A 26,651-nucleotide genomic window follows, 5' to 3' on the forward strand; every position below is an offset into this window, starting at 1 on the left:
AGGTTTATAAATGGCTAACAACGCAGTAAAATACTCACAGCCAGCTGGGTATCAGGAGTTAAACAGTAGCCAGGGAAATAGGCTTGCCATTGGTGTTGTTTCAACGTTATTTTTTTTATTTGGCTTTATAACCTGTTTAAATGATATTTTAATTCCTCATTTAAAAGAAGTTTTTGCATTAAGTTACACAGAGTCAATGTTAATAAACCTGCTTTTTTTTGGTGCTTATTTTGTTTTTTCTTTACCAGCAAGTAAACTAATTACTAAAATTGGTTATAAGAACAGTTTTATAGTAGGACTATTATTAACTGCAATTGGTTGTTTTTCTTTTGTGTTTGCTGCAAAAATTGCTATTTATTATGTTTTTCTTTGTGGATTGTTTGTTTTAGCTTCTGGTGTTGTTACTTTACAAGTGGCTTCAAATCCTTATTTAACTATAATTAGTACCCCTAAAAATGCGTCAAGTACCTTAATTTTTGCGCAAGGTTTAAATTCATTAGGGACCACATTAGCTCCAATTCTTGGTTCAAGTCTCATTCTTGCAGTTGCTGTTTTGCCTGCTGATGTGTTGCAAAATATGTCTCAACAAGAAATTGCAAACTATCACGTTGCTCAAGCTTATTCTGTGCAAAAACCATATTTATATTTAGCATGCTCCGCTATTTTAATTGCAATTATAATGTCTTTTTTTAAATATCCAAAAGACCGTGTGCAAGAAAGAACTGTAAAAGCGAAACATCAAATTCAAGATGCTGCATCCATAGAAAAATTTAATATTTTTAATTATCCTAAATTGGTTTTGGGTACTATTGCAATTTTTGTATATGTCGGTGCAGAGGTTGGAATTGGGAGTCTCATGGTGAATTATATTTCACAATCACACGTTGGTAATTTTGATCTGAAAACGGCCGGTTTTTTAGTCACTCTTTACTGGGGTGCTGCAATGGTTGGGCGTTTTATTGGTTTTTATTTTGCACTTAAAAAACCAACTCATAAAATTCTTTTTTTCCATGCTATTATGGCGTTGTTTTTAGTTACTTGTACAATATTTGGTAGCGGTTATTTTGCGATAGTTTGTGTTCTTGCAGTTGGTTTTTTTAATTCTATTATGTTTCCTTCAATTTTTGTATTAAGTACACAAGGCTTAGGCAAGTTTGTTGAAAAAGGTTCCGGAATTATTTGTATGGCAATTGTTGGTGGTGCTGTTATTCCTATGCTGCAAGGTATAATTGCAGATAATTTAAGTTTAAATGCAAGTTATTTTGTGCCGTTACTGTGTTACCTTTACATTGCTTGGTTTGCAATGAAAGTGAAATCCGAAGTGTCTTTAAAGCATTGATATTCTCCTTTCTTTCTTTGCCGGTTAACGTATTGGCAATCATCAAATTAAAAAGTTTTGTTTTATAATTTGTAAAATACAGCTAAGTGAGCCGGTGTTTCTAGTTTTCTGCAGTGAAAATCGGTTATAGGATATTGATTATCGTTATCAGTAGTGGTAGCTTTTAATTAAAGATGGCATGATTTGCTGTCTTGTCATATTTGTCAAATTTATTTCAAGGTTATTTTTAATGTTTTATAAATTTAATTCCGTTGTTTTTTCGCACTCCTCTTTGAATGTAGTAGAAAAACAAAATGTAGAAACGGTTATTCCTCTTGCACAATTAAAAAAAGGTGAAAAAGCCCGCGTCGTTCAAGTTACGGAAGAGCATTTGTCTTTTTCAACAACACTTCCGCAGGGCGAGTTAGAAAGACGCTTGCTGGAGATTGGATTTGTTGAAGGCACAGAAATTTCTTTACAGCATGAAGGCTTTATTAAAAAAGATCCCATTGCTGTTTTAATCAGATCGTGCTCACTCATTGCTATTCGCCGTCAAGAAGCAGAAGCAATTTTAGTTAGAAAGATAGCTTAAGATGAATAATACACGGACGCTTTTTTCTCCTCGAATTGCTTTAGTAGGTAATCCAAATTGTGGAAAAACGGCATTATTTAATGCTCTTACAGGTAGTCGTCAAAAAGTTGCAAATTATGCTGGAGTCACTGTCGAAAAAAGAGAGGGCGTTTTTGTTGCGCAAAAAGGACAAAAAGTTCGTATATTAGATTTGCCTGGAACCTACAGTTTGAGAGCGCGGAGCCCTGATGAGGCGGTGACAAGAGATGTTGTGTTAGGAAGGTTTATTGATGAATCTATTCCCGATGCAATTGTGTGTGTTGCAGATGCAACAAATATTCATTTGGGATTGCGACTTGTTTTAGAACTTAAAAAAATTGGCAAACCACTCATTTTAGCATTAAATATGATGGATATTGCAGAAAAACGTGGATACGATATTGACTTAAATATTTTATCTAAAGAAATTGGTGTCCCAGTGATACCAACAGTTGCAATTAAGAAAAATGGTATTGCTGAATTGATGCAAGCAGTCGAACATGAGTTTGAAAAGTTTGACAACACAAATACATCGCAAAACCGAGCAGCATTAAATGCCATGAAATTAATATGGCAAGAGCCTTTGGCGCAAGAAGTACGAGCGTACCATAAAGAAGTCGAACGAATTTTATGCTTAGCAAAAAGAAAACAAGGTGTTGTTTCAAAATGGACTCAAAGGCTTGACAATATTTTACTTCATCCTGTTTTGGGTATTTTTAGCTTATTTATTATTTTGTTTTTGGTGTTTCAAGCTGTTTTTATTCTTCCTACTTATCCTCAAGAACTGATTGAATCTGGCTTTGCCCTATTACAAAATTGGCTAACCACAGTCATGCCAGAGGGCGTTTTACTGAGTTTAATTTCTGAAGGTATTATTGCTGGTGTTGGCGGTGTATTGGTATTTATCCCACAAATAGTGACGTTATTTTTCTTTATTTTAATTTTAGAAGATTCTGGTTATATGGCGCGCGCTGCATTTTTAATGGACAAAATTATGGGAGGAGTCGGTCTTCATGGTAAAGCATTTATTCCTTTATTATCAAGTTTTGCTTGTGCGATTCCTGGTATTATGTCTACCAGAACGATTGAAAATCGCCGTGATAGGCTAATTACTATTTTGATTGCACCATTAATGACCTGCTCTGCGCGTTTGCCTGTTTATACATTAATTATAGCTGCATTTGTGCCTTCTGTAACCTATTGGGGATTTATTAATTTACAGGGTTTAGTGATGCTTGGGCTTTATGTAGCAGGAGTCTTAGGAGCATTGATAGTCGCTTTTATTTTTAAGAAATTATTATTTAAGGGAGATATTCATCCTTTATTAATGGAATTACCAACCTATAATTTACCAAATATTCCTAATGTTTTATTTGGCTTGTTTGAGCGAGTTGTTGTCTTTTTAAGAAGAGCAGGAACAATTATTCTTGCACTTATGATTATCATTTGGTTTTTAAGTAGCTATCCAAAACCCCCCGAAAACGCGATAGGCCCTGCGATTGATTATTCATTTGCTGGTATAATTGGTAAGTTTATAGAACCAATACTTTCACCTATCGGATTTAATTGGCAAATTGCAATTGCGTTGATACCTGGCATGGCAGCTCGCGAAGTGGCGGTAGCAGCATTAGGAACTGTGTATGCCATAAGCGGCAGTGAAGATGCGGTGCAGCAAGGTTTGCAAGTTGCGATATCGCAATCTTGGGGGCTGCCCACAGCACTGGCTTTTTTAGCATGGTATATTTTTGCTCCGCAGTGCGCCTCAACGTTAGCTGTCACAAAACGCGAAACAAACTCATGGGTTTGGCCAACAGTGATGTTTTTTTACATGTTAGCGTTAGCGTATTTTGTCTCGTTTGCTGTGTTTCATATTACAAAGATTTTTGTTTAAGGAATTAACAGATGCAACAGTATATTGTTTATTTTTTAGTTTTATGGGCTGTTGGGTATTTGTTATACAAATGGAAATTTTTAAGTTTAATAAATCAAAAAAACAACAAATCAACAACTAAAGCTGTGCACTGCTCTGGAGCATGCCAAAGCTGCCCGGTAAGTTCTGCTTTGGCAAAAAAATACCATTAAGTTTTTAACATTTTGCTCGAAATAAAATAAATTTTACAATTATTTATTTTTTGAGCAAATTATGAACTTAAAAAAATTTCCTGTTGGGCATTTTCATGAATTTGTGGTTGTTCATTTGGATGATGATCCCTTAGAGCTTAAAAGTTTAGCGAGAAAAATTAAAAATAATTCTTTGGGCTTGTCTTTTAAAATTTATTCATTTTCTTCTTTGCCTGACTTTAAGCAACAAATTAGCAAATTAAAAAAAATTGATTTTGCAATATTAGATATTTATTTATCTGATAATCGTGCGCAAACAGGATTGTCTGTGGTTAATGAATTAAAAAAAAATTTTCAAAATATTATCATTTTAATGAGCTCAAATTTAGATGATCCTGATTCTGTTTTATTAAGTTTAAGAATGGGTGCTGATGAATTTATTTCTAAAAAAAATGATGTTTATAATATAGTTGAAAAAATGTTACTTGTGAGAAATTTTATATTTAAAAAAAGAGGACTAATTATAGACGATAAGGACAATAAAGAGTTTTATTGTCCTTATCCTGGCGAAACAATACAAAAAGTAAGTCATCGGATTCCTTATATTGTTGATTCGGCAATTAGCTCTGTTTATGTAGAAGGCGATTCAGGAACAGGAAAAGAAGTTATTGTAGAATTATTTCAAAACTATGTAAAAGATATTCCTTTTGTAAAATTAAATTGTGGGAGTATTGCGCCATCTTTGCTAGAAAGTGAGCTATTTGGATATGCCAAAGGCGCATTTACTGGAGCACTGGCGCACAAATTTGGATTGTTAGAATCGGCATCTGGAGGGTGGCTTTTTTTAGATGAGGTTGCAAGTTTATCTGAAAATGCGCAAGTGGCGATGCTACGTGTTCTCGAAAATCAAGAAATTACAAGAATTGGTGAATCATTTTCTCGAAAAATAAATGTGAGGTTTATTGCTGCGTCAAATATTCCTCTTTTAAAAAGAGTCGAAGAAGGAAAATTTCGTAATGATCTTTGGCAACGGCTTCGAGAAACTGAAATAATTTTAAAACCACTTCGGCATCGAAAAAATGAAATTCCAGAAATCATAAATTATTTTTGTAAAACAATGCGAGGAGGACCATATACAATTGATAAAACTGCCATGAATGTTTTGTGTCAAATTTCATGGAGTGAAGGCAATGTAAGAGAACTTAGAAACTGTTTGCGAGCAATGACAGAGCATCAAACAGATAAAATTTTATCGCCCATGGGTATTCCAGAGCGCATACTTTTAAACGACAAAATGGGAGAGAAAGAATTTACAAAAGAAATTGATCAAAATGATTTTATTAAACTTTCAATAAAAAATTCTCTTGGGGAGTTTGTAGATTTTAAAAAATTATCTGATCAATTACTAATTGAATATTTAAAAATTATTAACCCTAAAAATATTAATATTTCTAATACGCCGTCCACTAAGTTTTTAACATAAGCTTGCCTTAGGTTTTGAATTCATAATTGACTTGACAATTTTTTGTGTTAATTGATTCCAACCACTAGAGCATTTTTGAACGAGATCTTCATAATCTTTATAAATTTTAAATGATAAGTGATTCCTTTTAAAATAACTCCATAACCTTTCAATTGGATTTAACTCTGGAGAAAATGAAGGTAAAAAAATAAATGATATATTTTGGGGTAAAATTAATTTTTTGCTTTTATGTGCACTAGCTCCATCTAGTATCATAATAATATGCTCATTCTTAGGTACGGTCTTGGAGTACTCATTGATAAAAATTTGCATGTTTTCAACATTTAAATTTGGTAATATCATTCCAAAATATTTGCCCGTATCTTTGTTAGCAGTAGCATAAATCCATGAGTTTAAATAACCCATTTGAGTTTTAAATTCTGGTCTGATTGGGAAAGGACTCCAAATACCAGATTTTATTGTCATTTGTCCAAATCGTGATTCATCTTGAAAATCTATGTTTATTTTTTTTCCTGGATTTTTTACTTTAATTTCATTAATTTTATTTGGTAAATCTTTAATCCATTCGGCCATTTTTTCTGGGTCATTTTTTATATGCTTTGTTCTTGGAACAACTCTTCTTATTAATGTTCTTTGAAGGAACTTGTATAACCCACTTTTACTAAATTTTTTTTTAATTTCGTTTTGGATTCTATAATACTATTTATTATTTGGGCATGAACAACTTTTTCCTCATTAAATTCAGAATTTAATTGAATGATTTCAGTTTTTAAAATTTCAACTTCTTCTTTATTTACAAAGGATGGACGACCAGAACGTGGTTTATCAAGTAAAAAATAAATACCATTATTCTTATAGTTTGAAACCCAATAATTTGCCCGTCCTCTTGAAAGGCATAATAAAGTTTCAATCTTTTTTTCAGAAAATCCTACGGAATATAAAAAAATTATAAATAATCGACGTAAAAGATTAAAACTTAATTTATTTTGAGGTATTCTCTTTAAATCATCCATAAGTTGTTGTACATTATTCATTGTGCTGCAGTGTCCTTTTATAAAAGAAAGTACGAATGTTAACTGCAGCATATCCTGTTTTCAATATTCATCAATTTCCGTATAAATATTTATTTTTGGTTATCTATGTTGCCAACAAACTTAGTGGACGGCGTATAAGAGTGCACAAATTCTTGGAGTTGCAAGAAGTACATTACAAGAAAAATTAAAAATATTAATGATTTCTTAAAAACATAGAATAACAATAAATTAATTTTGGCTAAATTTTAAAAAGTTATTATAATTTTTAATGAACATCAATTTTGTAAATAATAGGAAATATTAAATTATAATAATAGTTTCTTAATCCATTAAAGGCGCTAATGAGTTTGGTTGAGTTGGTTTGATAATCATTGTCAATTTTTGACACTCTATCAGCAAAAATTTGTGCAGGAGCATTAAATAAAAATTCTTGAACAAAGTTACTGTCGTCATAATATCCGTGATTGTTTGCAGTGTAGACATAGTTTTTATTTAATGTAGAATTTTTATTAACTCTTAACAAATTAGCGCCAATGTCTGAAATCGCATATCCATTATCATTATCATTTCTATGTAAAATCCATTTAAAACTATTATTAGATATTGATTTTGTAGAGCAGTGATGATTTTTTACCCATCCCCAAGAACTGCCTCCTGCTTCTATTAATGATGAAACATAACAGACTGCGGATGAATCAGAAGAATTTTCAAAAGTTGAGAATAAAATATTGTTATGGGCATTATAATAAGTTTTTTTTCTTTTAAATGCGTCAGGTGGCTTAACTGCATAAATATAGCCCTGCTCAGTTGGATAAATGACTTCACCGTTTATTGACAACAAATTATCAATAGAAAACTGAATAAAAGGCTCAGTTTGATTTGATTTTAAAACAGCTAAATTATTAAGAGATAATATATTTTTATTTGGCTTTACTCTTACATATGCGGTTTTATATGAATTTTCATGTGCATGAAGAATTTTATTTGAAGATGATTTTATAAAAACTTGATCGTGTTTTGTAAATTCAACTTTCCATAATTGTTTTTTTTCAGATAAGTCGCATAATTGCATTTTAATAAAACTATTGGTATTATTTCCTTCGGCCTCTGTTAAACAATAATATTGCTCATTGTGTTCATCTTTCGCTTCTGCAATAAGTTGTCCAAATTCCGTAAAATACCAATTGTGAGATTCTGAGCATTTAGCAATTCTAACATTATTGTATGGAAATGTTGTGAGGCAGTATTTTTCATCAAAAATATTTTTTACTTCAATTTTAATTGGAAATTTAGTGTTAAATTTAGTGTCTATTTTGTTATGAAAAGAGTTTGCAAAGCATGTGTGAAGTGCAGAAGGCATTTCTCTTTTTGGGCGGCTTGAAGGTAAGGTGGTAGTGGGATACGGCGGTACTCCTGTATTAAAAAGATAAAGTTTTCCAGAATAGTTTGCATTAAGTACACAGCCAGTATTAACAAGCGGATAATCCAATCCATCAACGGTACCTAATGGATAAATATTAGGATAAACAGTTGGCATATTGTTTGTTTGGGCATTTAAATTTTGGATGGTTTCTTCGGGGGCGTAGGTGCTTATTTCATGATTTAACACATACCGCGTTGCAGACAATATTGTTACAGGAGAAATAAAATAAAGTGCAGTGTATTCGTATTCACGAGTAAAGTGCCATCTTAACGATTCTAATCCCGCTCTGCGGCCGGGATGTCTTGTTTCTTGTAGGGTTCTTTCATAGGTTGCAGTGACATCAATAAAGTTACTTTGTGGGATAATTTCATAAATATAATATTCTTCTACATTCCAATAAGTACGTGCATATTGTGCCGCGTAGTAAACTGCATAGTCTAAACTCGACGTTGTGCTAATCATTGCGGTTGATGGATCGCCGCTTTCGTTTTCTATGTGAAGCGCCAAATTAGTATGCCCGTTTCGGGGACGTGAAAAACCATTTTTAAACACTTCGTCTGGTTTTTCTGGTGTTGCGCGATAAACAACTTTAGGTACGGGGCGAGAATTGACTGCATAAATGTTTATAGATTTAAGGTTTAGAACAAATAAAAAACATAAAAAAATTAATAAACCGCAAGAATTTTTAAGACTCACAATTAACCTCCGCAATAAAATTTACCATGTTGCCATAAAAATTTTGATTATATTCATCTTTAACTATTTTTTGTAGTGGTATAAAATTAAAGATTTATTTTTTTGCGTGTGTCATGTGGGGTGGGGAGCTGAATGTGAGTTTCTCTTTTCAAGACGAGTTCTCATCAATGGTTTTGCGGCAAAGAGGGCTCAATGTGAGAAAAATTCTTTTAAACTCTTGCGCACAGAAGTTCAGCGCATGGCAAAAGAAGGATTAGGTAGTAAACCTAAGTTATTTAAAAAACAAAGAAAAAAAATATTGCTTAATAAAAAGCAAAATTTATTAACAAATCAAGTGGTTAACTTTGAACGTGCGATAGAACTTGAATGTCAATTAAAACAACAGCTTGGCTATAATTGTCGGGTGTCATTTATAAAATATGGTAGCGGAGAGATTCGAATATTTTTTAAAAATAACAAGGAACTACAAGACATTATTGAAAAAACAAAGCCAACTAGTCCGCTATTTTAAACAAAAAAATGCCCACGAGCCCTCTTGCGAAGCCTACCGTGGGACTGCACTTATAGTATCGCATATTTTTTAAAAAAGTCAAGGAAAAATTAAGAAATGGAACAAAAGGAATTTGACGAGATTATTGAATGTATATCAGAACCAAGGCTTTCGAGCTATAAAAACGAATCAAATATAATTATAGAAAACTATATAGAAATCATACAAAAAAGCCAACAAATTTATCCAGCGTTGCATATCATTGAAGTTATTTTTAGAAATAAAGTACATGTTGCTGTTGCTGATATTTTAGAAGAAAAAAATTGGTTATTAGAATTTAAAAATGGAAATCCTCTATTAATAGAAACTTTTTCTTCGTTACAAAAAACAACACAGACAAATGAAAAAAAAGATCTATACGATTTCTTTAAAGATGAAGTAATAAAAGCTTATGATAATTCATTAAGTACAGCTAAAAAAAATTCACGAAATATAATTGAAGGTGATATTATAGCAAGCTTAACTTTTGGTTTTTGGACTGCATTAATGGGCAAACCATTTATAAACATATTAGGTAATAAAGGATTATATATAAAAGTATTTAAGGAACTAAAACTTGAATTTAAAGATATAGGGTCTCCTGAATATAATATGAAAATTAATAAAATTAGAGATAATTTAAACAATATTAGGTCAAATAGAAATAGAGTTTTTCATCACGAAAAACTAAAAAATTATGAAAAAACAGAGAAATTGATCTGGGATACAATTTTAAAAATGTCTAAAATTTCTCATGATTTTTTTGTTAGTAAATTCTTGATTAAGAATTGATATACACACAAATAGAGGTTAATTTATTTATTCTATATGAATATATATAAGCAGTTATTTTCTTTTTTTAAAACTAATCTCTAAATCACAGTTCATAAATTCAGCAATTTCGGCTATAGTCATTAATGTTATATTTTCACTATTATCCATGAGTCTGAGATATTGTCTTGATGTCATATCGATGTTTTTACAGAACTCGTTTACACCGATATTGTTTTTTTCTCTGAATGAACTTACTACAGTGATTAAAACATTTTTATTGTTTGTAAATATATCTTTAATTCTAGTCCATTTCTTTTTTAATTCAAAATCTGAATCATGTTTTACTAATTTATATTCTTTTTTCACTATTTTTCTAGCTGTTCCCATGTTACACATCACATATTTTCAAAATAGCTTTTCATAAATTGCATCTTTCTAAAAATATGAACGACAATTATATAATCTTTTAGCATTATAGCCGTTTGCACATCTCTATTGATATCATCTTTGAATTCTTACTCAAAACGCGTTATCATCTTTGCATATTTCTCAACCGCCTACATGGCGGAAAACGTTTGTTCATGTCACAGAACAATATTTAACATTTTCTCAACCACCTACATGGCGGAAAACTATCTCAAGTGCAACAATAACCTTAATATACTTAAAGAACGAGTTGCCGTCTAAGTCTGTAGCAATGTTTTTTACATATTAAAAAAATTTAAAAATATTAAATGCTTATAAAAAAATAAAATAACATTGGTGCAAAAAAACTCTCATAAGTTTGAGGGAAGTTTAAATTCAAAAGTTCTGTTGATCCTCTATTTCTACTGCCTCTTCTTTTTCTGTCCATTTGCTCGTTTTACGAATTTTTTTAGTCATTATATGATAGATATCAGACATATAATCACGGTTGCCAGCTCTACGTTCAATCAATTCTAAATGCAACTTCATCGCATCGAGTGTGTTGTAGGTGGTGTTAATGACAACATCAGACTGTTCATAAAAATTTGCACGTTGTTCTAAAAGTTCTTCCACTTTTTGTGAAATCTCTTCAAGTGTTTGCAATTGCACAAATACAGGACGGAGTTCCTTGTCAGAAAAAATTCTTTTCGAGAGTTCTTGCGGCGATGCTTCTAATGTCACAAGCAAGCCAAGCTTACGTGCAAATGCAATGTTGTTCGGTTTGAGTAGTGTTCCTCCGCCCATTGCAATGACAAAATTATGACGTCTTTCGAGTTTATTTAAAATTTTTTCTTCAATAGCGCGAAAACCCGGTTCGCCTTCTTCAAGGAAAAGTTGCGAAATAGATTTTTTTGTTGTGCTTTCTATATAGCTATCAAAATCTAAGAAAAGCCTTCCGCTATGCTGTGCATAGATTTTGCCAAAGGTTGTTTTACCGCTAGCAGGCATTCCGGTAAGGATAATATTTTTAAATCTTTTTGCCCAATATTTTGTCATCCTAGTCCTCATTTTGTATTCAATGAGAAGACCTCTAAAGATTTGCTCATCAAAGAAATCATTTGTAAACTAAAAGTAAGATAATTGTAAATAAATCTTATTTATTCGTCTAGTCAAAGTCATTTGCCGTTTGAGTGCATGATGTTCCAACAGGAATTTAAATTTATGTTGTATTTTTACATCTTATTAACTTTATTTTTTATTATTAATAACATTAATTTTCCTTATCATAATATCGTTTATGCACAAAACTATGGCTGGGATTATGAAGGAACAGAAGGTCCTGCATATTGGGCAAAGGTGGGTGAAGAACTCACGATCTGTGTCATTGGGCGGCAGCAGTCACCAATTGAAATACGGGATTCTGATGCAAAAAAAAATGAAGAATTGCCTAAAATCGAGTTTTTTTACCAAAGTGTTCCCTTAAAAATTCAAAATAATGGCAAAACGGCACAGATTAATTATCCAAAAGGAAGTTATGTTAAAATTGGTGGGGTAAAGTCTGAATTAATGCAGTTTCATTTTCATACACCAAGTGAACATTTTATTGGACAAAAGGCTTCTGATATGGAACTGCATTTTGTCAATAAAAAAGAAGATGGCTCTTTGCTTATCATTGCAGTTCTTATTGAAAGCGGAAAAAATAATACCGCATTAAAAGCGTTGCTTAAAAACTTGCCCTTAGCAAAAGGAACAGAAACTTCATTACCTTATATTACAATTAATCCTATAGACTTTCTTCCTGCATCGACAAAGTATTATACTTATAAAGGATCGCTCACCACGCCACCTTGTTTGGAAATGGTGGAGTGGTACATTTTAAAAGAAAAAATAGAAATTTCCTATGAGCAAGTTAAACAGTTTAGAAAATTATTTCCAATTAACGCGCGTCCCACGCAGCCTTTATTTAGTAGACATATTGAGGAAAAAAGCTAAATATGCAAAATAATTATTTTATTGGAATCGATGGAGGCGGAAGCAAAACACGCTTAAGGCTAGAAGATGCTCAAGGGAATTTGCTTGCAGAAAGCGTATCTGGACCAGGTAATGTGCGATTGTCAATTGAAGTTACGTGTGCGTCAATTTATGACGCACTAGAACAAGCGCTTGTAAAGGCAAATTTAAAATCGCAAAAAAATATTAGGTTGCATATTGGTATGGGATTAGCGGGTTTTGAAGTGCAAACAGCGCGAGAAGAATTTCTTTCTGCATTTCATTATTCATTATGTCAAACATTAGAAGTTCACTCTGATGCCGATATTGCATGTTTTGGAGCTCATGGCGGAAAGCCAGGCGCTGTCATAATTGTAGGCACTGGAGTTGTTGGATTAAAAATAAAAAAACAACAAAAATTACAGGTTGGAGGATGGGGCTTTCCGCACGGGGACGAAGGTGGTGCAGCATGGATTGGGCTCGAAACAATTCGAACTCTTTTGCAATTTTGTGATGGACGGGCAAAAACAACGCCTTTGCTAAATTATTTGAAAAAAAAGTTAGGCAATAAAACAGAAGTGATTAATCAATGGGCTTGTTATGCAAATGCAACTCAATATGCTGAAATTGCACGCGATGTGTTTTACTACGCGCAAAAGCGTGATGCATTTGCTATCAATATTTTAAAATGTGCAGCAAAACATATTGAGAAAATTTTTTTGGCTTTAGAAAAGACAGAAAAAACGAATAAAAATAATTTGCCGTATGCGTTGGTTGGTGGTGTTGTGCCATTTGTGATTGGTTTTTTGCGCCCATCTTTAGTAAGACGACTTGTGACACCTCAAGGTGATTCTTGCGATGGTGCTCTTTTGATGATCAAGCAGCAATTTAAACAATGTTAAATTTGTTTTAAATTTATAAAAGAGAAACTATATGCTTTGTATTACAAATGCAAAAATATTTGATGGCGAAAAGTTTTATACAAATAAAAACATTTATATTAGTAATAATAAAATAAAAACTATTTCTTCTAAAAAACCCAATAAAAATTATAAAATACTTAATGCTAAAAATAATATTGTTTGTCCAGGCTTTATAGATATTCAGGTTAATGGTGGTGGAGGTGTTTTTTTTAATGAAACTCCGACATCAAATGCAGTGCAAAAAATTATGGAAACACACCGAAAATATGGGACAACCTCAATATTACCTACCTTTATCACAGATGAATATTCTAAATTACCAAATGTTTTAAATGCTATTACAGAAGTCATACAAAAAAAAATTCCTGGTATTTTAGGAGTTCATTTAGAAGGGCCTTATTTAAATATAGAAAAAAAAGGCATTCATCCAGCAGAATATATAAGAACTCCCACAGAAAAAGAATTAAATTTATTATTTGATTTAAAAGCAAATATTAAATTAATTACTCTTGCTCCTGAAGTGGTTCCAGAAAATATAATTAAAAATTTACAGCAAAAAAAATATATTGTTTTTGCTGGACATACTAATGCAACATATGTACAAATGCAACATGCTTTTAAAAATGGAGTGAGAGGTGTTACACATTTGTTTAATGCTTGTTCTCCTTTAGCAAGTCGTGAACCAGGAGTGGTTGGTGCAGCTCTGTTAAATAAAGAAGCGTGGTGCAGTATTATTGCAGATGGGTTTCATGTCGCATTTAATTCTTTAAATTTAGCATTTAGTGCAAAGAATATCCGTAAATTTATTTTAGTCTCTGATGCAATGTCGCCTGTTGGAACTAATGCCTCAATGTTTTCAATTGGAAAAAATCAAATTTTTGTAAAAAATAATTGTTACGTAGATTCAAATGGAACTTTAGCAGGATCTTCTTTAACAGTATATGACGCATTTTTAAACATTTTAAAAAATAAATTAGTTTCGTTAGAAGAAGCTTTGCAAATGGCCTCTACCAATGCTGCACAATGTCTTAAAATTGATGGAAAAAATGCTAAGTTAAAAAAAGGTCGAATTCTTCCAGAATTTGATGCCGATTTACTTATACTTGATAGTAATAATTATAAGTTACGACAAGTCATCCAGAACGGTGTATTGTGTAACGGATAATATTTTTTTGTTTTAGGAGCCTATTATTATGATTTCAGCTGGTATATTAATTACAGGTAACGAAGTATTATCTGCTAAAACAAAAGACACAAATGGCCCATTTATGGGAATGCATTTTAGAAAAGCAGGAATTTCTGTGCGCGCATCGATGATGTGTGGCGATAATGAAAAGGATTTACTTGATTGTTTAAATTATCTCGCAGAAAAATGCGATATCATTTTAATGACAGGTGGACTTGGCCCAACAAGTGATGATTTAACAGCAGAAGTTGTTGCTAAGTTTTTTTCATTGCCACTTTTATTCAATCAAGAAGCATGGGATGCATGCGTTGATTTTTTTATAAAGTCGGGACGTAATTCCATTCCTGAAAGTAACAAAAAACAAGCGCAATTACCAAAAAATTGTGAGTTAATTGCAAATAAATTTGGTACTGCTTGTGGTTTTGTAACTTCTGGCGAAAAATTTGGTAGAAAAGTAACAGTTTATAGTTTGCCAGGAGTCCCTTATGAAATGGAGGCAATGTTTTTAAATTATGTTTTGCCAAATTTAGTTAAAAATACAATTAATCCAATGACATTAAGCTGGCAGGTATTTAATTTAGGTGAATCTTTTATGCAAAGTGCCATCAATCAGGCCGAAACATCTTTGTTACATCATTTCCCTAATTCTACAATTTCTTATCAAGCCCATCCTAACTATGTCACTTATTCTGTTTCTTTATATCCAACTAACCTTTTACAAACAGAGGAATGCCAAAATTATTTAAAAAATAATTTTATTCCCGAAGTACAAAAATCGTTTGGTGAAAATATTCTTTATAGTGATGAGAAAAAAGTTGCTGCATTTATAATTGCAAAGTTACTAGAAAATAAAGAAAAAATTTCGTTTGCAGAAACCTCATGCGCAGGCTTTTTAAGCAAAGAATTGAGTGTATTAAGTTCTGATGAATCTTTTTTTTCTGGTGCAATAGCAGTTAATAATAGTTATTTAACTACAAATTTACTTAAAATTCCAGAAAATATTTTTAATAAAAAATACGAAAATCCATTAAATTATATTAATTATTTAGCTTCACAAACATTACTCCAAACAAATGCAGATTATTGCTTAGCAGAATTTGGTTTTCCACAAGATAACATTGTACAGAAAGATTATCCTTTTGAAGGTTTTTATTTAGCTATAGCTATGTCAAGAGATAAACTAAAATCTAAACCAATTATTGAAGAGTATTTAAAAAATTTTTTATGGGATAAGCAAAATTCTATTAGTGGTTTAGATTCTGTTGTGTTTAGTTATTTTTTAAAATATAATAAGCGGCATGCAAGAGAAATTCAGCAACTTCGGGCTGTTTTGTATTTATTGTGTTCTTTTGCAAAAATAATTACCTAAAATAATAACGATTAAATCTAAATCACGGTGTAATTTTTTTATATAAACTTATTTTACTTTTTTAATTTTATTATAAATATCAATAATGTCGATTTCGTATTTAGGGTTTTGCACTGCTTCAATTGGAATTTGTAAATTTTCGGCAATAATTTCTTGAATACGCAATAAATGTAAATTTTTACGTTCTAATTGACTTTTCTTTGCCCATTTTGCCGCAGCAACAATAAGACTAGATACTTGATCTGCGGTTAGTTTTTCTGTGTTAATTGTAATATCAAAATCACTATGATCTTCTATATCAAGACCATAAAGTCTCAAGTAGCGTTTGCGATTTTGTTCATCGCGCTTTAGGGTTTTGTATAGGACTTGCTCATAACTGGATTGTTTTTCCGTTTCTCTGCGATTGATACGTGAAGCCCTAGCTTCTAAAGGTGCCTGAAGCCAAATTCTGAGTTCAGCATCCATCAGCCACGCTGCAAGTCTTGTCCCGATTACAATGTTTTCATTAGAAATCGCATTTCTTATCAAAGTGAGGTCTGTCAAGTAATCATATATTAGGTTTGAAGACGCTTCTTTATGAAGCTCTTCAAAGTTGATACAAAGATCTCGCGCTAAATCTCGAAATGTGTAATTAACTATTTTGAGTTGTAGGGCTTTTCCAACATTAGTTGTGGCTGTTGTGTTTCCGCAACCGCTGTGTCCAGATATAGCAATTCTCATAAGTGTCTCCATTTAGTATGAGTCATTTTATCCTTAATTGCATTTGATAGTTGATTCAATGCTTCTGTCAGATTACTTTGTCAATTTGTTCTATTCTAAGGCGTTGAAAGGATTTTTTCGTGATGAAAGAAGAATTTTCCCGAGAAACTGTAAAGCGTATCGCTGAACTAGCTCGATTGTATCTTACAGAAGAAGAAGTGTCAGTCTACCAAGAAGAATTGGCTAAAATTATGGATGCTTTTAAAGCATTGTCGCAGCTTCCTTTGCCCGAAGATTTTGCGGGAGATGCGCGATCGGCTCTTGTTATGACTAAGGCTGTTGCAAATGACGACGACGATTCCATGTCGCGTTTACGTTCTGATCGAGTTAACAACGAATTGTCTTCTCAAACATTTCTCAGTCAAGCGCCAGAACGAGAAGGGGTATTTATCCGTGTTCCTGCAATTCTTGCTCCTTCTACTTAAATAATAGGTTTCTCGCTATGACTTTCAAAAATAAATTTGCTTCAGAATACACTTCTCAATTTAAAGAACATTCTGCTATTGAGCTTGTTAAACAGTTTAAAAGCGGTAAAACCTCAATTTCAGAGTATTTAACAAAGCTTTTTAATCACATTGAAAAAATGAATCCAGAACTCAATGCGTTAACAAGCATTCAAAAAGAACATGCTTTTGAGCGCGCGAAGCAGCTTGAAGCGCAAAAAGTAAATAATGAACAGTGCTTGTATGGTGTTCCAATTATTCTTAAAGAAAATATTCAAAAAATTAATTTTCCTGTAGAATGCGCTTCTAAAATTTTAAAAGGATATACAGGACAATTTAATGCAACTGTTGTCAATTCTTTTGAAAAAGCTGGAGCAATCTTTATTGCAACAGCAAATATGGATGAATTCGCAATGGGATCTTCAAACGAACACAGTTGTCATGGCGTGGTCAAAAATCCACATGATGTGTCACGGGTGAGTGGTGGTTCGAGTGGTGGTTCAGCTGTAGCCTGTGCAGCAGGTTTTGGACCCATCGCACTGGGCTCTGACACCGGAGGCAGTGTGCGGCAACCTGCAGGATTTTGTGGAATATATGGACTCAAACCAACCTATGGTCGAGTTTCTCGTTATGGTTTGGTTGCGTTTGGCTCAAGTCTCGATCAAATTTCTCCTTTTGCAAGAACAATGGGCGATCTCGATCTCATGATGCGTGTGATGGCTCACGAGGATCCACGCGATGCAACAAGTCTTACGGGAAGCTATGCGTCTTCTAAAGAAACTTATGAGTTAAAAGGTAAGAAAATAGGAGTTTTGCGAAGCGTATTAAAAGAAGGTGTTGATGATAACGTCATGCAAGAGTTTTTGCAGTTAGAAGAAAATTTAAAAAAGCATGGTGTTACCTTTGTTGATATTGAAATTCCTTCTCTTGAACACACGTTGAGTGTTTATTATTTAATTGCTTGCGCAGAAGCTTCAACAAACTTATCCCGTTTTGATGGAATTCGTTATGGGCATCGCGCGCAAAATACAAACGACCTTTTTGATTTGTATTGCAAAACGCGCGCAGAAGGTTTTGGTCATGAAGTAAAACGTCGTATTATGCTTGGAACATTTTCTTTGAGTGCAGGCTTTTACGATGCTTTTTATGGAAAAGCACAAACTGTGCGTGATTTGATGGCGCACCAATTTGATTCTGTATTTAAAGAGGTTGATTTTATTTACCTTCCAACCTCACCGGCGAGTGCTTTTCATTTTGGAATCAATGCTTTTGATCCAATTAAAGAGTATCTGTATGATATATTTACAATTCCTGCCAATTTAATAGGAGTGCCTGCAATATCTGTGCCTGCAAACGTTGCAACAGGCACGCTTCCTGTTGGTCTGCAATTTATGGCGAAAAAAGGGAGTGATGCAAATCTTATCGCATTTGCTGCAGCGCTAGAAAATAAAAATTTGGTTGGTACAACTCGTTTACTATAAGTCCTTTTGAAAGGTAATAAAAATAATTTATGAGTAGAAATAGTCTCGTTAATTATCCTAGAGTTTTAGAAATTAATAAAAAATATGATATCGTAATTGGTATCGAAGTTCATTGCCAGCTCGCGACCAAAAGCAAAATGTTTAGTACAAGTAAAAATGCTTATGGAGATGCCCCAAATTCTAATATTGATCCAACGTGTTTAGGATTACCTGGAGCTTTGCCTACAATTAATGAAGAAGCAGTAAATCTTGCAATTCGTATGGGATTGGCTCTAAAAAGTGAAATTCAAACAGTCAGTGTTTTTGCGCGAAAAAATTATTTTTATCCAGATCTCCCAAAGGGCTATCAAATAACACAATATGATAGACCTTTGTGTTTTGGTGGAGAAATTATTTTGCCATCGGGTAAAAAAATAGGGATTGAACGCATACAAATCGAAGAAGATGCTGGAAAAAATATTCATGTGGGAACTTGTTCGTTGGTTGATTACAATCGCTCTGGTGTAGGGCTTATTGAAATAGTCAGTGCTCCTGATATTTCTTCTCCCGAAGAAGCATCAGAGTATTTAAAAAAGCTACATAGCTATGTTGTTAATTTAGATATTTCTGATGGAGATTTAGAACGTGGGAATTTTAGAGCTGATGCCAATGTCTCATTAAAACCAAAAGGATCTAAAATTTTTGGCAGACGTTGTGAAATAAAAAATGTGAACTCCTTTAAGTACATTGAAAAAGCAATTGCTTATGAAATTGAACGCCAACATGAAATTTTAGAATCTGGTGGTGAAATTCAAATGGAGACATTGGGTTATGATAGCGACAAAAATATGACTGTTAGTCAGCGTAGTAAAGAGTTAGCAAAAGATTATCGCTATCTTCCCGAACCCGACTTGCCGCCACTTATTGTTACAAAAGAACGCATTCAAAAAATAACAAGCGAAATGCCAGAATTGCCAGAAGCGAAAGCTGCTCGTTTGATTCAGGCTCATGGGCTACCAGAGTATGATGCTAAAGTTATTACTGCATCGCGTATTAATAGTGCTTATTTTGAAAAGCTTGTTAAGCTGCTAGAAGGAAAAATTGAACCTAAAATAATTTCAAACTATTTTATGACGGATGTGATGAGAGCTAGTAAACTTTATGCAGAAGAAAAAGGTATTTCTTTAGATGAACTTGAAGAAGTTCCTGTTCCGCTAGAATATAGTGTTTCGTTATTGAGTTTACAAATTAAAGGAACAATTAGTGGTAGAATAGCTAAAGAAGTTTTTGAAGAAATGATTTTAACTCAAAAATCTCCAGAAGAAATTGTTAAATCTAAAAATTTAATTCAAATATCTGACGATACTTCAATTGCAAAAATTTGTGAGCAAGTTATTTTACAAAATCAAGAAGCACTTTCTGAGTATTATGCAGGTAAAGAAAAACTTTTTGGTTTTTTTGTAGGACAAGCAATGAAACTTTCTGGAGGCAAACTCAATCCAGCAAAAGTTAATGAAGTTCTTAAAAAATTATTAGACACAAAAAAATAATCAATTAATCTTATAATCTGTCAAAAAAATAACACAAATTAAAATCCACTGTTTAGGATTTAGTTCTAAACAGTAATTTTTAAACCTTTAGCATTGTCTCTTAATATTTTATTTAAACTAGCTTAAATAAAATTTACTGTCAAATATTTTTTTAAAGTCATTTTTTAAAATTAGTAAGCAAAGTTTAGCATAATATGATCGAATTTTTTATTTTATAAGAAGTGTTTTTTAATTTAATTAAAAAAAATCATAAAATTGAAATTAATTTTAAATTTAAAAAATAAAAAAATAAATAATACTATTAATTTTAAAAAATAGATCTTATTATTTCTTGAAAATTGTTAAAATAAATAATTATTTTAAAGAAGTATTTTTTGTTAATTTATAATAAAAAAATTTTTAAATAATACTTGCGTTAATATAGTAAATTTTATCGAAGCTTTTCTGGTTGTGTGTCATAGACTCTAGGTAATTCTTTTGCCCAGCGTATTAGCTGTGCTTGTTCATTTCTAAGAAAATCAGAAACTTTTTTACTTTTAGGCTCTGTTCTCATTTTATCAATTCGTTGTTGTAATGTTAAAATTCGATTACGATTATCTGGCAGTTTCATGACTTCGTCCATAATATTATTAAACGCATCTTTTTCTTGTGGAGTTAGTCCTGTTGTAATGGAATGTCTATGATACTTTTTTATTGCAGTTTTATCAGTATCAATAATAATAGTGCCATCAGGTTTTTTTTCTTTGACAACACCAGGGTTGGTATAAATACCAACTTTTGATACATAATCACCGATTTGAATAAATGCCGATCGCGAAGGTGGTGGAATATATACCATAAATTCATCTCCTTTTTATTAACCAATTAAGTACCAAGCATGATTGGTGCAGTTTCTAAATCTTCGGGCGCAAATTTTTCTCTCACTATTCGGTATTGAAGTTCATTTTCTAAATATCGAATGACTCGAGGATCGATTCGCTCTTCTTTAAGCCTTTTAATTTGATGATACAGATCGCGAATTTCTTGCCGTTTGTCGGGGGTATTGCGGCGTATATCGGGTTTGCTTTCTATTGCAGAAAGATTGGCTAAGTATTCTTCTTTTTGTTTTGGTTCAAGGCCGTTGCGAATGCCAAATTTTGCAGTCTCTTGAACTTTGGCAAAATCTTTATCTAAAATAATTTTACCAGTATTGTTGTCTCTGTTTGCAATACGGACGGGCTCTCCTGTGCGACTCCAAAGAATATCATTTTGTGTTATGGTAAACGCCATTTAAGGTCCTTTTTAAATTTTGTCCGTTCTAGTTACTTTTGTAACAGGAATCATACGAGTGCTGGCGGAACGAAATATTGTGTGTACAAATTTTGACAGATTTTGAGATGCTTAAAAGAGTTGGGCTAATCTATAACATTGGCAATTAAAGTTTTTTAGGTGTGAGAATTCTAATTGTTTCTTGCTGAAAATTATGCAGTTCTTTTGCAAATGAAAACAATTTTTCTTGCGACCATTGAACCCCATCAGCATCGAATAATTTTTTAAAATCGCTAGTTTTGACTTGAGCGCATGTTTCTAATCCCTTAATCACTGCTGTTGTCGCAAGCGGATTGTTTTTGAGAGTTTCTACAACAATAGAATCGGGTAAGCTTTGTGAAATTCCTAAAACAATATAATCGCTAAATAAAGTTCCTAATTGAATTGGTGTTGTATTTGAAAATTTATCATCTAAAAAATTTTCAGAAACAACTCCAACTTCTGCTAAGTTTTGGTCTAGCGCTTGTAAAACAGAAGAAAAATTTCCAACAAAGATGGCTGCATTGGGAAAGATGTTGCGTTGCAAAAAATAGAGTCTTGGCACTAAAAATCCAATAACGTTATCGGGGGCTGTGTAAGCAACGGTCGATTTATTAAAATATTGAATAATTTTTTCGTTATTTAAATTAAAAGCATTGAGAGCTAAACCACTTTTTTGAAAATAACTCTTCCAAATGTTGGTATGACCAATGATCACGGCACGTGTTGATGGTGAACCGTTTTTTGAAAAGATAAGAAGGCTCTTTAATGGTGTTTTTGCGAGCGCATTCATGTATGCCATTGCAGAAATGACTCCATATTGAGCCTGGCCTCTTGCTAATGCCGAAACAACGGCTTTGTCATCTGAGGCAAAATGGATTTCTATTCTGTAGTTTGTCTTATTCTCAAGACAATTTTGAATTTCTGAGCGAGATGAATTGGCGTGAATATTAGAATATGTCGAATCTATATAAAGTTTAATTGGCAAAGACTTTGAACCAAGTTCCGGTTTGCCTAACCACAGTTTTGTGCAACTTCCAAAAGTAAAAATTATAATTAAATATACAATACATTTTATAAATTTAAAAAATAAAACCATAATTTACAGACCTTTGTTTATCCATGTAAGATTAATTTCTGCTAGTTCTTCTTGTTCAGTCATTTTATAAAGTTCTCTATCTACTTGGCTTTTAATTTTATCAAGATTGGGATATTTAGACTTTTTAGAAAATGCAAAGTAAAAATCTATCCAATATAATACATTTTTATACTGAAAAATATTTTCTTCATCACCTAATTTTTTAATAAGAGGATTTGTTCTTTCTCTGTCGGCTAAACATAAATCAATTTTTTTTTGTTTTAGCTTATTGATACAGTCTTTATAACTTCTAAACTCATACAAATGATTATTCATAACCCGATCTTGAAAAGGGTATGCATCCCAAAATTCTTTTGGGTATTTAAAACCAACACGGATTCCTACTGTGTAATTGTGTGCAACAGCATTTTCATAAGTCATAACAGTTTTTTCTTTAACTTTGTCGGCAAATGCATAAAATGAATAAGTTTTAGAATAGCTTGGCAACCGGGTAAAATGAACGTAAGGTGCATACTTTGATTTTTTTGTAATTCCTAAAATCATATCTGTTTCGCCATTTTTTATTTTCGATTGTAATTGATTCCAATGAACGAGTTCAATTTCAAATGGAATATTTATTTTATTAAAAATTTTACTAATAATTTCTATATCAGAGCCAACAATTTTTGGCTTTTCTTGGGTTTCTGTTGTTTCTTTTGGTTTATTTGCTTGTTTTTTATCAGGTTCTACAACTTCATAAAAACTTCGTATCGGTATTGCTTCGGCAATGATTTTAAATTTTTTTTCTTCGGCAAGAGAAAAATTTTGCAATAAAATAAAGATTATTATAATTGGAATTTGGATGAAAGCTTTGAATTTTTTCACTGAATTCTCCTTGTTTCTTTAAAATTTAACTTTAAAGAGACTTTTTCCATAATATAAGAATAATATTTTAAAGTTAAGTTAATAAGGAGTTTTATGAGAATTTGGGTCGATGCGGATGCGTGTCCTTCGGTTATTAAAGACATAATTTACAAAGCTGCAGAAAGATTAAAAATAGAAACAATCCTAGTGGCCAATCAACACGTCAAACTCCCTGCTTCTGCTTATATTAAAGGGGTTTTGGTTTCTAAAGGCTTTGATGTTGCAGACGCTTATATCGTTAAAAATTTACAAAAGTTTGATATGGTGATTACTGCAGACATTCCCCTCGCTGATTTGGTTGTAAAACAAGGTGCTGTGGCCATTAATCCTCGGGGGGAGATATATAATGAAAGTAGCATTTCAGAAAAATTATCAATTAGAAATTTTACTCAGGTATTGCGAGAAGGTGGGTTAGTGCAAGGAGGTCCTGCTCCTTTGAATTCGACTGATAAACAAAAATTTGCCGCAACCTTTGATAAACATTTAACCTTATTGTTAAAGAAAGAAAAACAATCAAGTTAATTGTTAAAGCAAAAATGCGGCTTTATTGGAATTTGATAAAACAATTCTCGTTTAAAAAATTAGTGCATCAATTTTTTAAACTTAATGCGCTTAGGATTGACGGCATCGTCGCCTAATCTTCTTTTCTTGTCTGCCATATAGTCTTGATAATTGCCTTCAAACCACACAATCTGGCTATTGCCTTCAAAAGCAAGAATATGAGTTGCAATACGGTCTAAAAAATAGCGATCATGGCTGATGACAACCGCACAACCAGGAAACGACATCAGTGAGTCTTCTAATGCACGCAATGTGTCAACATCGAGATCATTTGTAGGTTCGTCTAATAGTAAAAGGTTGCCACCGTTCATCACCATTTTTGCAAGATTGAGTCTGTTTCGTTCACCACCCGATAACTTTCCAACCGCTTTTTGTTGATCAGAACCTCTAAAACCAAAACTCGAAATATAAGAGCGTGCAGGGATTTCTCTATTACCAACAACAATAATATCTTTACCCTGACTCAACTCTTGAAATACTGTTTTGTCGCCATCTAAAGTTGATCGATTTTGATCGACGTAACTAATTTTTACTGTATCACCAATTTTAAGTTCGCCATTATCTGGTTTTTCTAGGCCAGCAATCATTTTAAATAGTGTGGTTTTACCTGCACCGTTGGGTCCAATAATACCAACAATGCCACCTGGAGGAAGTTTAAAATTTAAGTTTTCAAAAAGAACAGTTTCGCCAAAAGATTTTGTTAAATTTAAGGCATCAACAACATTGTCACCTAAGCGTGGTGCAGGAGGAAATATAATTTCGCGAAGTCCTTCTTGGCGGTCATTTTGTTCTTTTAATAGTTCTTGGTAAGCAGAAATACGCCACTTGCTTTTTGCTTGGCGTGCTTTGGGAGACATGCTCATCCAATCGAGTTCTCGTTTTAGAGTTTTTTGACGAGCAGATTCTTGTTTTTCTTCTTCACCGAGTCGTTTGGTTTTTTGATCAAGCCAAGACGAATAATTGCCTTGCCATGGAATACCTTCGCCTTTATCAAGCTCTAAAACCCATTCCGTCACGTTATCCAAAAAATAACGATCATGGGTGATTGTCACCAATGTGCCTGTGAATTCTTTTAAGTAACGCTCTAGCCATTGTACGCTTTCTGCATCCAAATGGTTGGTTGGCTCATCAAGTAAAAGCAAATCCGGTTTTTCCATAAGAAGTTTACAGAGTGCAACGCGACGTATTTCACCACCAGAAAGATTGGTGACTTTTGCATCTCCTGGAGGACAGCGTAATGCATCCATTGCAATTTCTATTGTTCTATCAATTTCCCACGCATTTTTTGCGTCAATTTCATCTTGTAAAACAGCGGTTTGTTCAAGAATTTTATTCATTTCATCATCGTCAAGAGGTTCTCCAAGACGTTCGTTAAGAGTATCAAATTTATGAATTAAATTTTTGATATCTTTTACTGCTTCTTCAACATTTTCAAATACTGTTTTATTGGGATCGAGTTGGGGTTCTTGTGGTAAGTAGCCTATTTTTGTTCCTTTTTGTGGAAAAGCTTCACCAGAAAAATCTTTATCTATTCCTGCCATAATTCTAAGAAGGGTTGATTTACCCGCTCCGTTAGAACCAATTACACCAATTTTTGCTCCATGAAAAAATGAAAGATAGATGTCTTTTAGTATGTCTTTACCAGCAATATTTTTGCGGAGTTTGACCATATTAAAAATATAGTTTGCCATTTAAGAATTTCCTTTCCAGGTAATATTAACATTTATAATATAATTCCAGATCGCCGCCAAAAGGTAGCCGATACTATTTGATAAGTAAATATTTATTCCAAATTCTAACAATTTTATTCCAATTGCATGGTTAATGAGTGCGCCACTTAAACAAATAGCATGAAAAAGAATCAATCCTCGGAGTAGTTTTTTAAAACCCACTAATTTTTTTGTTTTAAATGTCCAATAATTATTTAAAAAGAAATTTGATAATAGACTCACTTCAATAGATAATGCAAGCGATAAGGAGTGATCAAAATCTGTAAAGATTTCTGTAAAATAAATAATCAATGTCCCAATTATGAGCCCAATTGTTCCAATAATTCCATACTGAATAAATTTTATTGGAACATATTTTCCGATGCTTAGTTCATATAACGCAAAAATATAATCTAAAATGACTTTGTGGGACAATTTACTTTCACCATGAATTCGACCTTTAAAGGTATAGCCCACTTCTGCAATTTTGATATTTTTGGAGCGAGCAAGGAATTCGAGAAGAATTTTAAATCCTCGTGGATTAATCTGTTCTTTATAGTTTTCGTAGACGCTTCTTTTTAATGCAAAAAAACCGCTCATGGGGTCACTCACAGAATGGCGTAATGCGATTTTAGACATGAGCGTTGCAGTCCAAGAAATAAATTTGCGAGTTTGACTCCAGTCTTCAACTTGTCCTCCTTGTGCTTTGCGAGAACCAACAACAAGGTCTGCACCATTTTGAAAGGCACGATAAAAATCAATCAATGCTTTTTCATCGTGCTGCAGATCGGAGTCCATCACTGCAAGAAGATCGCCTTCAGCAATTTCAAAGCCCGCCATCACTGCAGAGCTTAACCCTTTTTCAGTCATGCGTCTGATGACACGAAGCCAAGAATATTTATGCTCAAGTGAATGAGCCACTTCCCAGGTTTTATCAGGAGAATTGTCATCGACAATAATGACTTCTTTGGGAATATCTGCCAAATGGATAGAAATTCTTTCAAGTAAAATTGGTATATTGATACTTTCATTATAAGTTGGAATAACCAATGAAAGAAGCATAATTTTCTCCAAAGTTCA

Annotated in this window: 27 protein-coding genes; 15 read left to right on the plus strand and 12 right to left on the minus strand. The window is 32.7% G+C overall.

Translation table 11 applies throughout. The features are described 5' to 3' along the window. Positions 1-10 precede the first annotated feature (10 nt). The 5 genes from Spiro2_RS03955 (at position 11) to Spiro2_RS03975 (ending at position 5,472) form a co-directional block, all read left to right on the plus strand. Positions 11-1,339 (plus strand): sugar MFS transporter, encoded by a 1,329-nt coding sequence (locus Spiro2_RS03955; RefSeq protein WP_338637205.1) that lies wholly within the window; start codon positions 11-13, stop codon positions 1,337-1,339. A 229-nt stretch (positions 1,340-1,568) separates the two neighbouring features. Continuing rightward, positions 1,569-1,910, plus strand: coding sequence for a FeoA family protein (locus Spiro2_RS03960; RefSeq protein WP_338637206.1), 342 nt, complete (start codon positions 1,569-1,571; stop codon positions 1,908-1,910). 1 nt (position 1,911) lies between these two features. Continuing rightward, positions 1,912-3,819, plus strand: a complete 1,908-nt coding sequence (feoB, locus tag Spiro2_RS03965) for a ferrous iron transport protein B (protein WP_338637208.1) — start codon at positions 1,912-1,914, stop codon at positions 3,817-3,819. Between the two features lie 11 nt (positions 3,820-3,830). Next, complete coding sequence (locus tag Spiro2_RS03970; protein WP_338637209.1) at positions 3,831-4,010, plus strand: hypothetical protein; 180 nt, start codon at positions 3,831-3,833, stop codon at positions 4,008-4,010. A gap of 61 nt (positions 4,011-4,071) precedes the next feature. After that, positions 4,072-5,472: a sigma-54-dependent transcriptional regulator gene (locus tag Spiro2_RS03975; protein WP_338637211.1), complete on the plus strand. Its 1,401-nt coding sequence runs from the start codon at positions 4,072-4,074 to the stop codon at positions 5,470-5,472. Here the strand turns inward: Spiro2_RS03975 and Spiro2_RS03980 are convergent. From Spiro2_RS03980 to Spiro2_RS03990, 3 genes are all read right to left on the minus strand, one after another. Next, positions 5,464-6,162: an IS630 family transposase gene (locus Spiro2_RS03980; protein ID WP_338637753.1), complete on the minus strand. Its 699-nt coding sequence runs from the start codon at positions 6,160-6,162 to the stop codon at positions 5,464-5,466. The two genes, Spiro2_RS03975 and Spiro2_RS03980, sit on opposite strands and share 9 nt — an antisense overlap. Continuing rightward, positions 6,096-6,506 carry a hypothetical protein gene (locus Spiro2_RS03985; RefSeq protein WP_338634792.1) on the minus strand — a complete coding sequence of 137 codons (411 nt, stop codon included), beginning with the start codon at positions 6,504-6,506 and terminating at the stop codon, positions 6,096-6,098. Before Spiro2_RS03985 ends, Spiro2_RS03980 begins: the two co-directional genes overlap by 67 nt. Before the next feature lie 265 nt (positions 6,507-6,771). Continuing rightward, a complete protein-coding gene (locus Spiro2_RS03990; protein ID WP_338637212.1) occupies positions 6,772-8,625 on the minus strand; it encodes a ricin-type beta-trefoil lectin domain protein in 1,854 nt (617 codons plus the stop codon). Positions 8,626-8,863: 238 nt separating this feature from the next. On the opposite strand from Spiro2_RS03990, the gene Spiro2_RS03995 reads away from it, so the two are divergent. Further along, positions 8,864-9,136: a hypothetical protein gene (locus tag Spiro2_RS03995; protein WP_338637213.1), complete on the plus strand. Its 273-nt coding sequence runs from the start codon at positions 8,864-8,866 to the stop codon at positions 9,134-9,136. A gap of 96 nt (positions 9,137-9,232) precedes the next feature. Next, positions 9,233-9,946, plus strand: coding sequence for a hypothetical protein (locus tag Spiro2_RS04000; RefSeq protein ID WP_338637214.1), 714 nt, complete (start codon positions 9,233-9,235; stop codon positions 9,944-9,946). 54 nt (positions 9,947-10,000) lie between these two features. Here the strand turns inward: Spiro2_RS04000 and Spiro2_RS04005 are convergent, their stop codons facing one another. After that, on the minus strand, positions 10,001-10,315 hold the full coding sequence (locus Spiro2_RS04005; protein ID WP_338637216.1) for a hypothetical protein: 315 nt from the start codon (positions 10,313-10,315) through the stop codon (positions 10,001-10,003). 414 nt (positions 10,316-10,729) lie between these two features. Beyond that, the gene (locus tag Spiro2_RS04010) at positions 10,730-11,389 is read right to left on the minus strand and encodes a shikimate kinase (RefSeq protein ID WP_338637217.1); all 660 of its coding nucleotides are present in this window, start codon (positions 11,387-11,389) and stop codon (positions 10,730-10,732) included. A 165-nt stretch (positions 11,390-11,554) separates the two neighbouring features. On the opposite strand from Spiro2_RS04010, the gene Spiro2_RS04015 reads away from it, so the two are divergent. Genes Spiro2_RS04015 through Spiro2_RS04030 form a run of 4 tightly spaced genes read left to right on the plus strand, consistent with a single transcriptional unit; the run spans position 11,555 to position 15,800 of the window. Further along, positions 11,555-12,325, plus strand: a complete 771-nt coding sequence (locus Spiro2_RS04015; protein ID WP_338637219.1) for a carbonic anhydrase — start codon at positions 11,555-11,557, stop codon at positions 12,323-12,325. Positions 12,326-12,327: 2 nt separating this feature from the next. After that, complete coding sequence (locus Spiro2_RS04020) at positions 12,328-13,224, plus strand: BadF/BadG/BcrA/BcrD ATPase family protein (protein WP_338637220.1); 897 nt, start codon at positions 12,328-12,330, stop codon at positions 13,222-13,224. A gap of 31 nt (positions 13,225-13,255) precedes the next feature. After that, positions 13,256-14,410 carry an N-acetylglucosamine-6-phosphate deacetylase gene (gene nagA / locus Spiro2_RS04025; protein ID WP_338637221.1) on the plus strand — a complete coding sequence of 385 codons (1,155 nt, stop codon included), beginning with the start codon at positions 13,256-13,258 and terminating at the stop codon, positions 14,408-14,410. A 28-nt stretch (positions 14,411-14,438) separates the two neighbouring features. Continuing rightward, a complete protein-coding gene (locus Spiro2_RS04030) occupies positions 14,439-15,800 on the plus strand; it encodes a competence/damage-inducible protein A (protein ID WP_338637223.1) in 1,362 nt (453 codons plus the stop codon). Between the two features lie 48 nt (positions 15,801-15,848). Here Spiro2_RS04030 and cmk read toward each other — a convergent pair whose 3' ends face one another. Next, positions 15,849-16,520: a (d)CMP kinase gene (gene cmk / locus Spiro2_RS04035; protein WP_338637225.1), complete on the minus strand. Its 672-nt coding sequence runs from the start codon at positions 16,518-16,520 to the stop codon at positions 15,849-15,851. Between the two features lie 122 nt (positions 16,521-16,642). Here cmk and Spiro2_RS04040 point away from each other — a divergent pair, with 122 nt between their 5' ends. From Spiro2_RS04040 to gatB, 3 genes are read left to right on the plus strand one after another with little or no spacing between them, the layout of a single operon-like run. Further along, positions 16,643-16,984 (plus strand): Asp-tRNA(Asn)/Glu-tRNA(Gln) amidotransferase subunit GatC, encoded by a 342-nt coding sequence (locus Spiro2_RS04040; protein WP_338637227.1) that lies wholly within the window; start codon positions 16,643-16,645, stop codon positions 16,982-16,984. A gap of 17 nt (positions 16,985-17,001) precedes the next feature. Further along, positions 17,002-18,483: an Asp-tRNA(Asn)/Glu-tRNA(Gln) amidotransferase subunit GatA gene (gatA, locus tag Spiro2_RS04045; RefSeq protein WP_338637228.1), complete on the plus strand. Its 1,482-nt coding sequence runs from the start codon at positions 17,002-17,004 to the stop codon at positions 18,481-18,483. A gap of 29 nt (positions 18,484-18,512) precedes the next feature. Then, positions 18,513-20,012, plus strand: a complete 1,500-nt coding sequence (gatB, locus tag Spiro2_RS04050) for an Asp-tRNA(Asn)/Glu-tRNA(Gln) amidotransferase subunit GatB (RefSeq protein ID WP_338637229.1) — start codon at positions 18,513-18,515, stop codon at positions 20,010-20,012. 430 nt (positions 20,013-20,442) lie between these two features. On the opposite strand, the gene Spiro2_RS04055 is transcribed toward gatB, so the two are convergent. The 4 genes from Spiro2_RS04055 to Spiro2_RS04070 form a co-directional block, all read right to left on the minus strand. Next, positions 20,443-20,850 carry a hypothetical protein gene (locus Spiro2_RS04055; protein ID WP_338637231.1) on the minus strand — a complete coding sequence of 136 codons (408 nt, stop codon included), beginning with the start codon at positions 20,848-20,850 and terminating at the stop codon, positions 20,443-20,445. A gap of 26 nt (positions 20,851-20,876) precedes the next feature. Continuing rightward, positions 20,877-21,281, minus strand: coding sequence for a hypothetical protein (locus Spiro2_RS04060; protein ID WP_338637232.1), 405 nt, complete (start codon positions 21,279-21,281; stop codon positions 20,877-20,879). A gap of 145 nt (positions 21,282-21,426) precedes the next feature. After that, on the minus strand, positions 21,427-22,398 hold the full coding sequence (locus Spiro2_RS04065; protein WP_338637233.1) for a phosphate/phosphite/phosphonate ABC transporter substrate-binding protein: 972 nt from the start codon (positions 22,396-22,398) through the stop codon (positions 21,427-21,429). A gap of 3 nt (positions 22,399-22,401) precedes the next feature. Further along, positions 22,402-23,262 carry a substrate-binding periplasmic protein gene (locus tag Spiro2_RS04070; protein ID WP_338637234.1) on the minus strand — a complete coding sequence of 287 codons (861 nt, stop codon included), beginning with the start codon at positions 23,260-23,262 and terminating at the stop codon, positions 22,402-22,404. Positions 23,263-23,355: 93 nt separating this feature from the next. Here Spiro2_RS04070 and Spiro2_RS04075 point away from each other — a divergent pair, with 93 nt between their 5' ends. Next, positions 23,356-23,823, plus strand: a complete 468-nt coding sequence (locus Spiro2_RS04075; RefSeq protein WP_338637236.1) for a YaiI/YqxD family protein — start codon at positions 23,356-23,358, stop codon at positions 23,821-23,823. 59 nt (positions 23,824-23,882) lie between these two features. On the opposite strand, the gene ettA is transcribed toward Spiro2_RS04075, so the two are convergent. Both ettA and Spiro2_RS04085 read right to left on the minus strand, forming a co-directional pair. Then, positions 23,883-25,553 carry an energy-dependent translational throttle protein EttA gene (gene ettA, locus Spiro2_RS04080; protein ID WP_338637237.1) on the minus strand — a complete coding sequence of 557 codons (1,671 nt, stop codon included), beginning with the start codon at positions 25,551-25,553 and terminating at the stop codon, positions 23,883-23,885. Beyond that, complete coding sequence (locus Spiro2_RS04085; RefSeq protein ID WP_338637238.1) at positions 25,554-26,633, minus strand: glycosyltransferase family 2 protein; 1,080 nt, start codon at positions 26,631-26,633, stop codon at positions 25,554-25,556. Positions 26,634-26,651: the final 18 nt, after the last annotated feature.

This window comes from Spirobacillus cienkowskii (assembly GCF_037081835.1).
In the GTDB taxonomy this organism is placed as follows: Bacteria; Bdellovibrionota_B; Oligoflexia; order Silvanigrellales; family Silvanigrellaceae; genus Silvanigrella; species Silvanigrella cienkowskii.

Excerpts from the sequence above, each read along its gene's own strand:
- Spiro2_RS04030 (WP_338637223.1), top strand. The coding sequence starts at position 14,439 with ATGATTTCAGCTGGTATATTAATTACAGGTAACGAAGTATTATCTGCT.
- gatA (WP_338637228.1), top strand. The coding sequence starts at position 17,002 with ATGACTTTCAAAAATAAATTTGCTTCAGAATACACTTCTCAATTTAAA.
- Spiro2_RS03970 (WP_338637209.1), top strand. The coding sequence starts at position 3,831 with ATGCAACAGTATATTGTTTATTTTTTAGTTTTATGGGCTGTTGGGTAT.
- cmk (WP_338637225.1), bottom strand. The coding sequence starts at position 16,520 with ATGAGAATTGCTATATCTGGACACAGCGGTTGCGGAAACACAACAGCC.
- Spiro2_RS04015 (WP_338637219.1), top strand. The coding sequence starts at position 11,555 with ATGTTGTATTTTTACATCTTATTAACTTTATTTTTTATTATTAATAAC.
- Spiro2_RS04040 (WP_338637227.1), top strand. The coding sequence starts at position 16,643 with ATGAAAGAAGAATTTTCCCGAGAAACTGTAAAGCGTATCGCTGAACTA.
- Spiro2_RS04075 (WP_338637236.1), top strand. The coding sequence starts at position 23,356 with ATGAGAATTTGGGTCGATGCGGATGCGTGTCCTTCGGTTATTAAAGAC.
- nagA (WP_338637221.1), top strand. The coding sequence starts at position 13,256 with ATGCTTTGTATTACAAATGCAAAAATATTTGATGGCGAAAAGTTTTAT.
- ettA (WP_338637237.1), bottom strand. The coding sequence starts at position 25,553 with ATGGCAAACTATATTTTTAATATGGTCAAACTCCGCAAAAATATTGCT.
- Spiro2_RS04060 (WP_338637232.1), bottom strand. The coding sequence starts at position 21,281 with ATGGCGTTTACCATAACACAAAATGATATTCTTTGGAGTCGCACAGGA.
- Spiro2_RS03985 (WP_338634792.1), bottom strand. The coding sequence starts at position 6,506 with ATGAATAATGTACAACAACTTATGGATGATTTAAAGAGAATACCTCAA.
- Spiro2_RS04065 (WP_338637233.1), bottom strand. The coding sequence starts at position 22,398 with ATGGTTTTATTTTTTAAATTTATAAAATGTATTGTATATTTAATTATA.
- Spiro2_RS04020 (WP_338637220.1), top strand. The coding sequence starts at position 12,328 with ATGCAAAATAATTATTTTATTGGAATCGATGGAGGCGGAAGCAAAACA.
- Spiro2_RS04085 (WP_338637238.1), bottom strand. The coding sequence starts at position 26,633 with ATGCTTCTTTCATTGGTTATTCCAACTTATAATGAAAGTATCAATATA.
- Spiro2_RS03975 (WP_338637211.1), top strand. The coding sequence starts at position 4,072 with ATGAACTTAAAAAAATTTCCTGTTGGGCATTTTCATGAATTTGTGGTT.
- Spiro2_RS04010 (WP_338637217.1), bottom strand. The coding sequence starts at position 11,389 with ATGACAAAATATTGGGCAAAAAGATTTAAAAATATTATCCTTACCGGA.
- gatB (WP_338637229.1), top strand. The coding sequence starts at position 18,513 with ATGAGTAGAAATAGTCTCGTTAATTATCCTAGAGTTTTAGAAATTAAT.
- Spiro2_RS03995 (WP_338637213.1), top strand. The coding sequence starts at position 8,864 with ATGGCAAAAGAAGGATTAGGTAGTAAACCTAAGTTATTTAAAAAACAA.
- feoB (WP_338637208.1), top strand. The coding sequence starts at position 1,912 with ATGAATAATACACGGACGCTTTTTTCTCCTCGAATTGCTTTAGTAGGT.
- Spiro2_RS04005 (WP_338637216.1), bottom strand. The coding sequence starts at position 10,315 with ATGGGAACAGCTAGAAAAATAGTGAAAAAAGAATATAAATTAGTAAAA.
- Spiro2_RS04055 (WP_338637231.1), bottom strand. The coding sequence starts at position 20,850 with ATGGTATATATTCCACCACCTTCGCGATCGGCATTTATTCAAATCGGT.
- Spiro2_RS03955 (WP_338637205.1), top strand. The coding sequence starts at position 11 with ATGGCTAACAACGCAGTAAAATACTCACAGCCAGCTGGGTATCAGGAG.
- Spiro2_RS03960 (WP_338637206.1), top strand. The coding sequence starts at position 1,569 with ATGTTTTATAAATTTAATTCCGTTGTTTTTTCGCACTCCTCTTTGAAT.
- Spiro2_RS04000 (WP_338637214.1), top strand. The coding sequence starts at position 9,233 with ATGGAACAAAAGGAATTTGACGAGATTATTGAATGTATATCAGAACCA.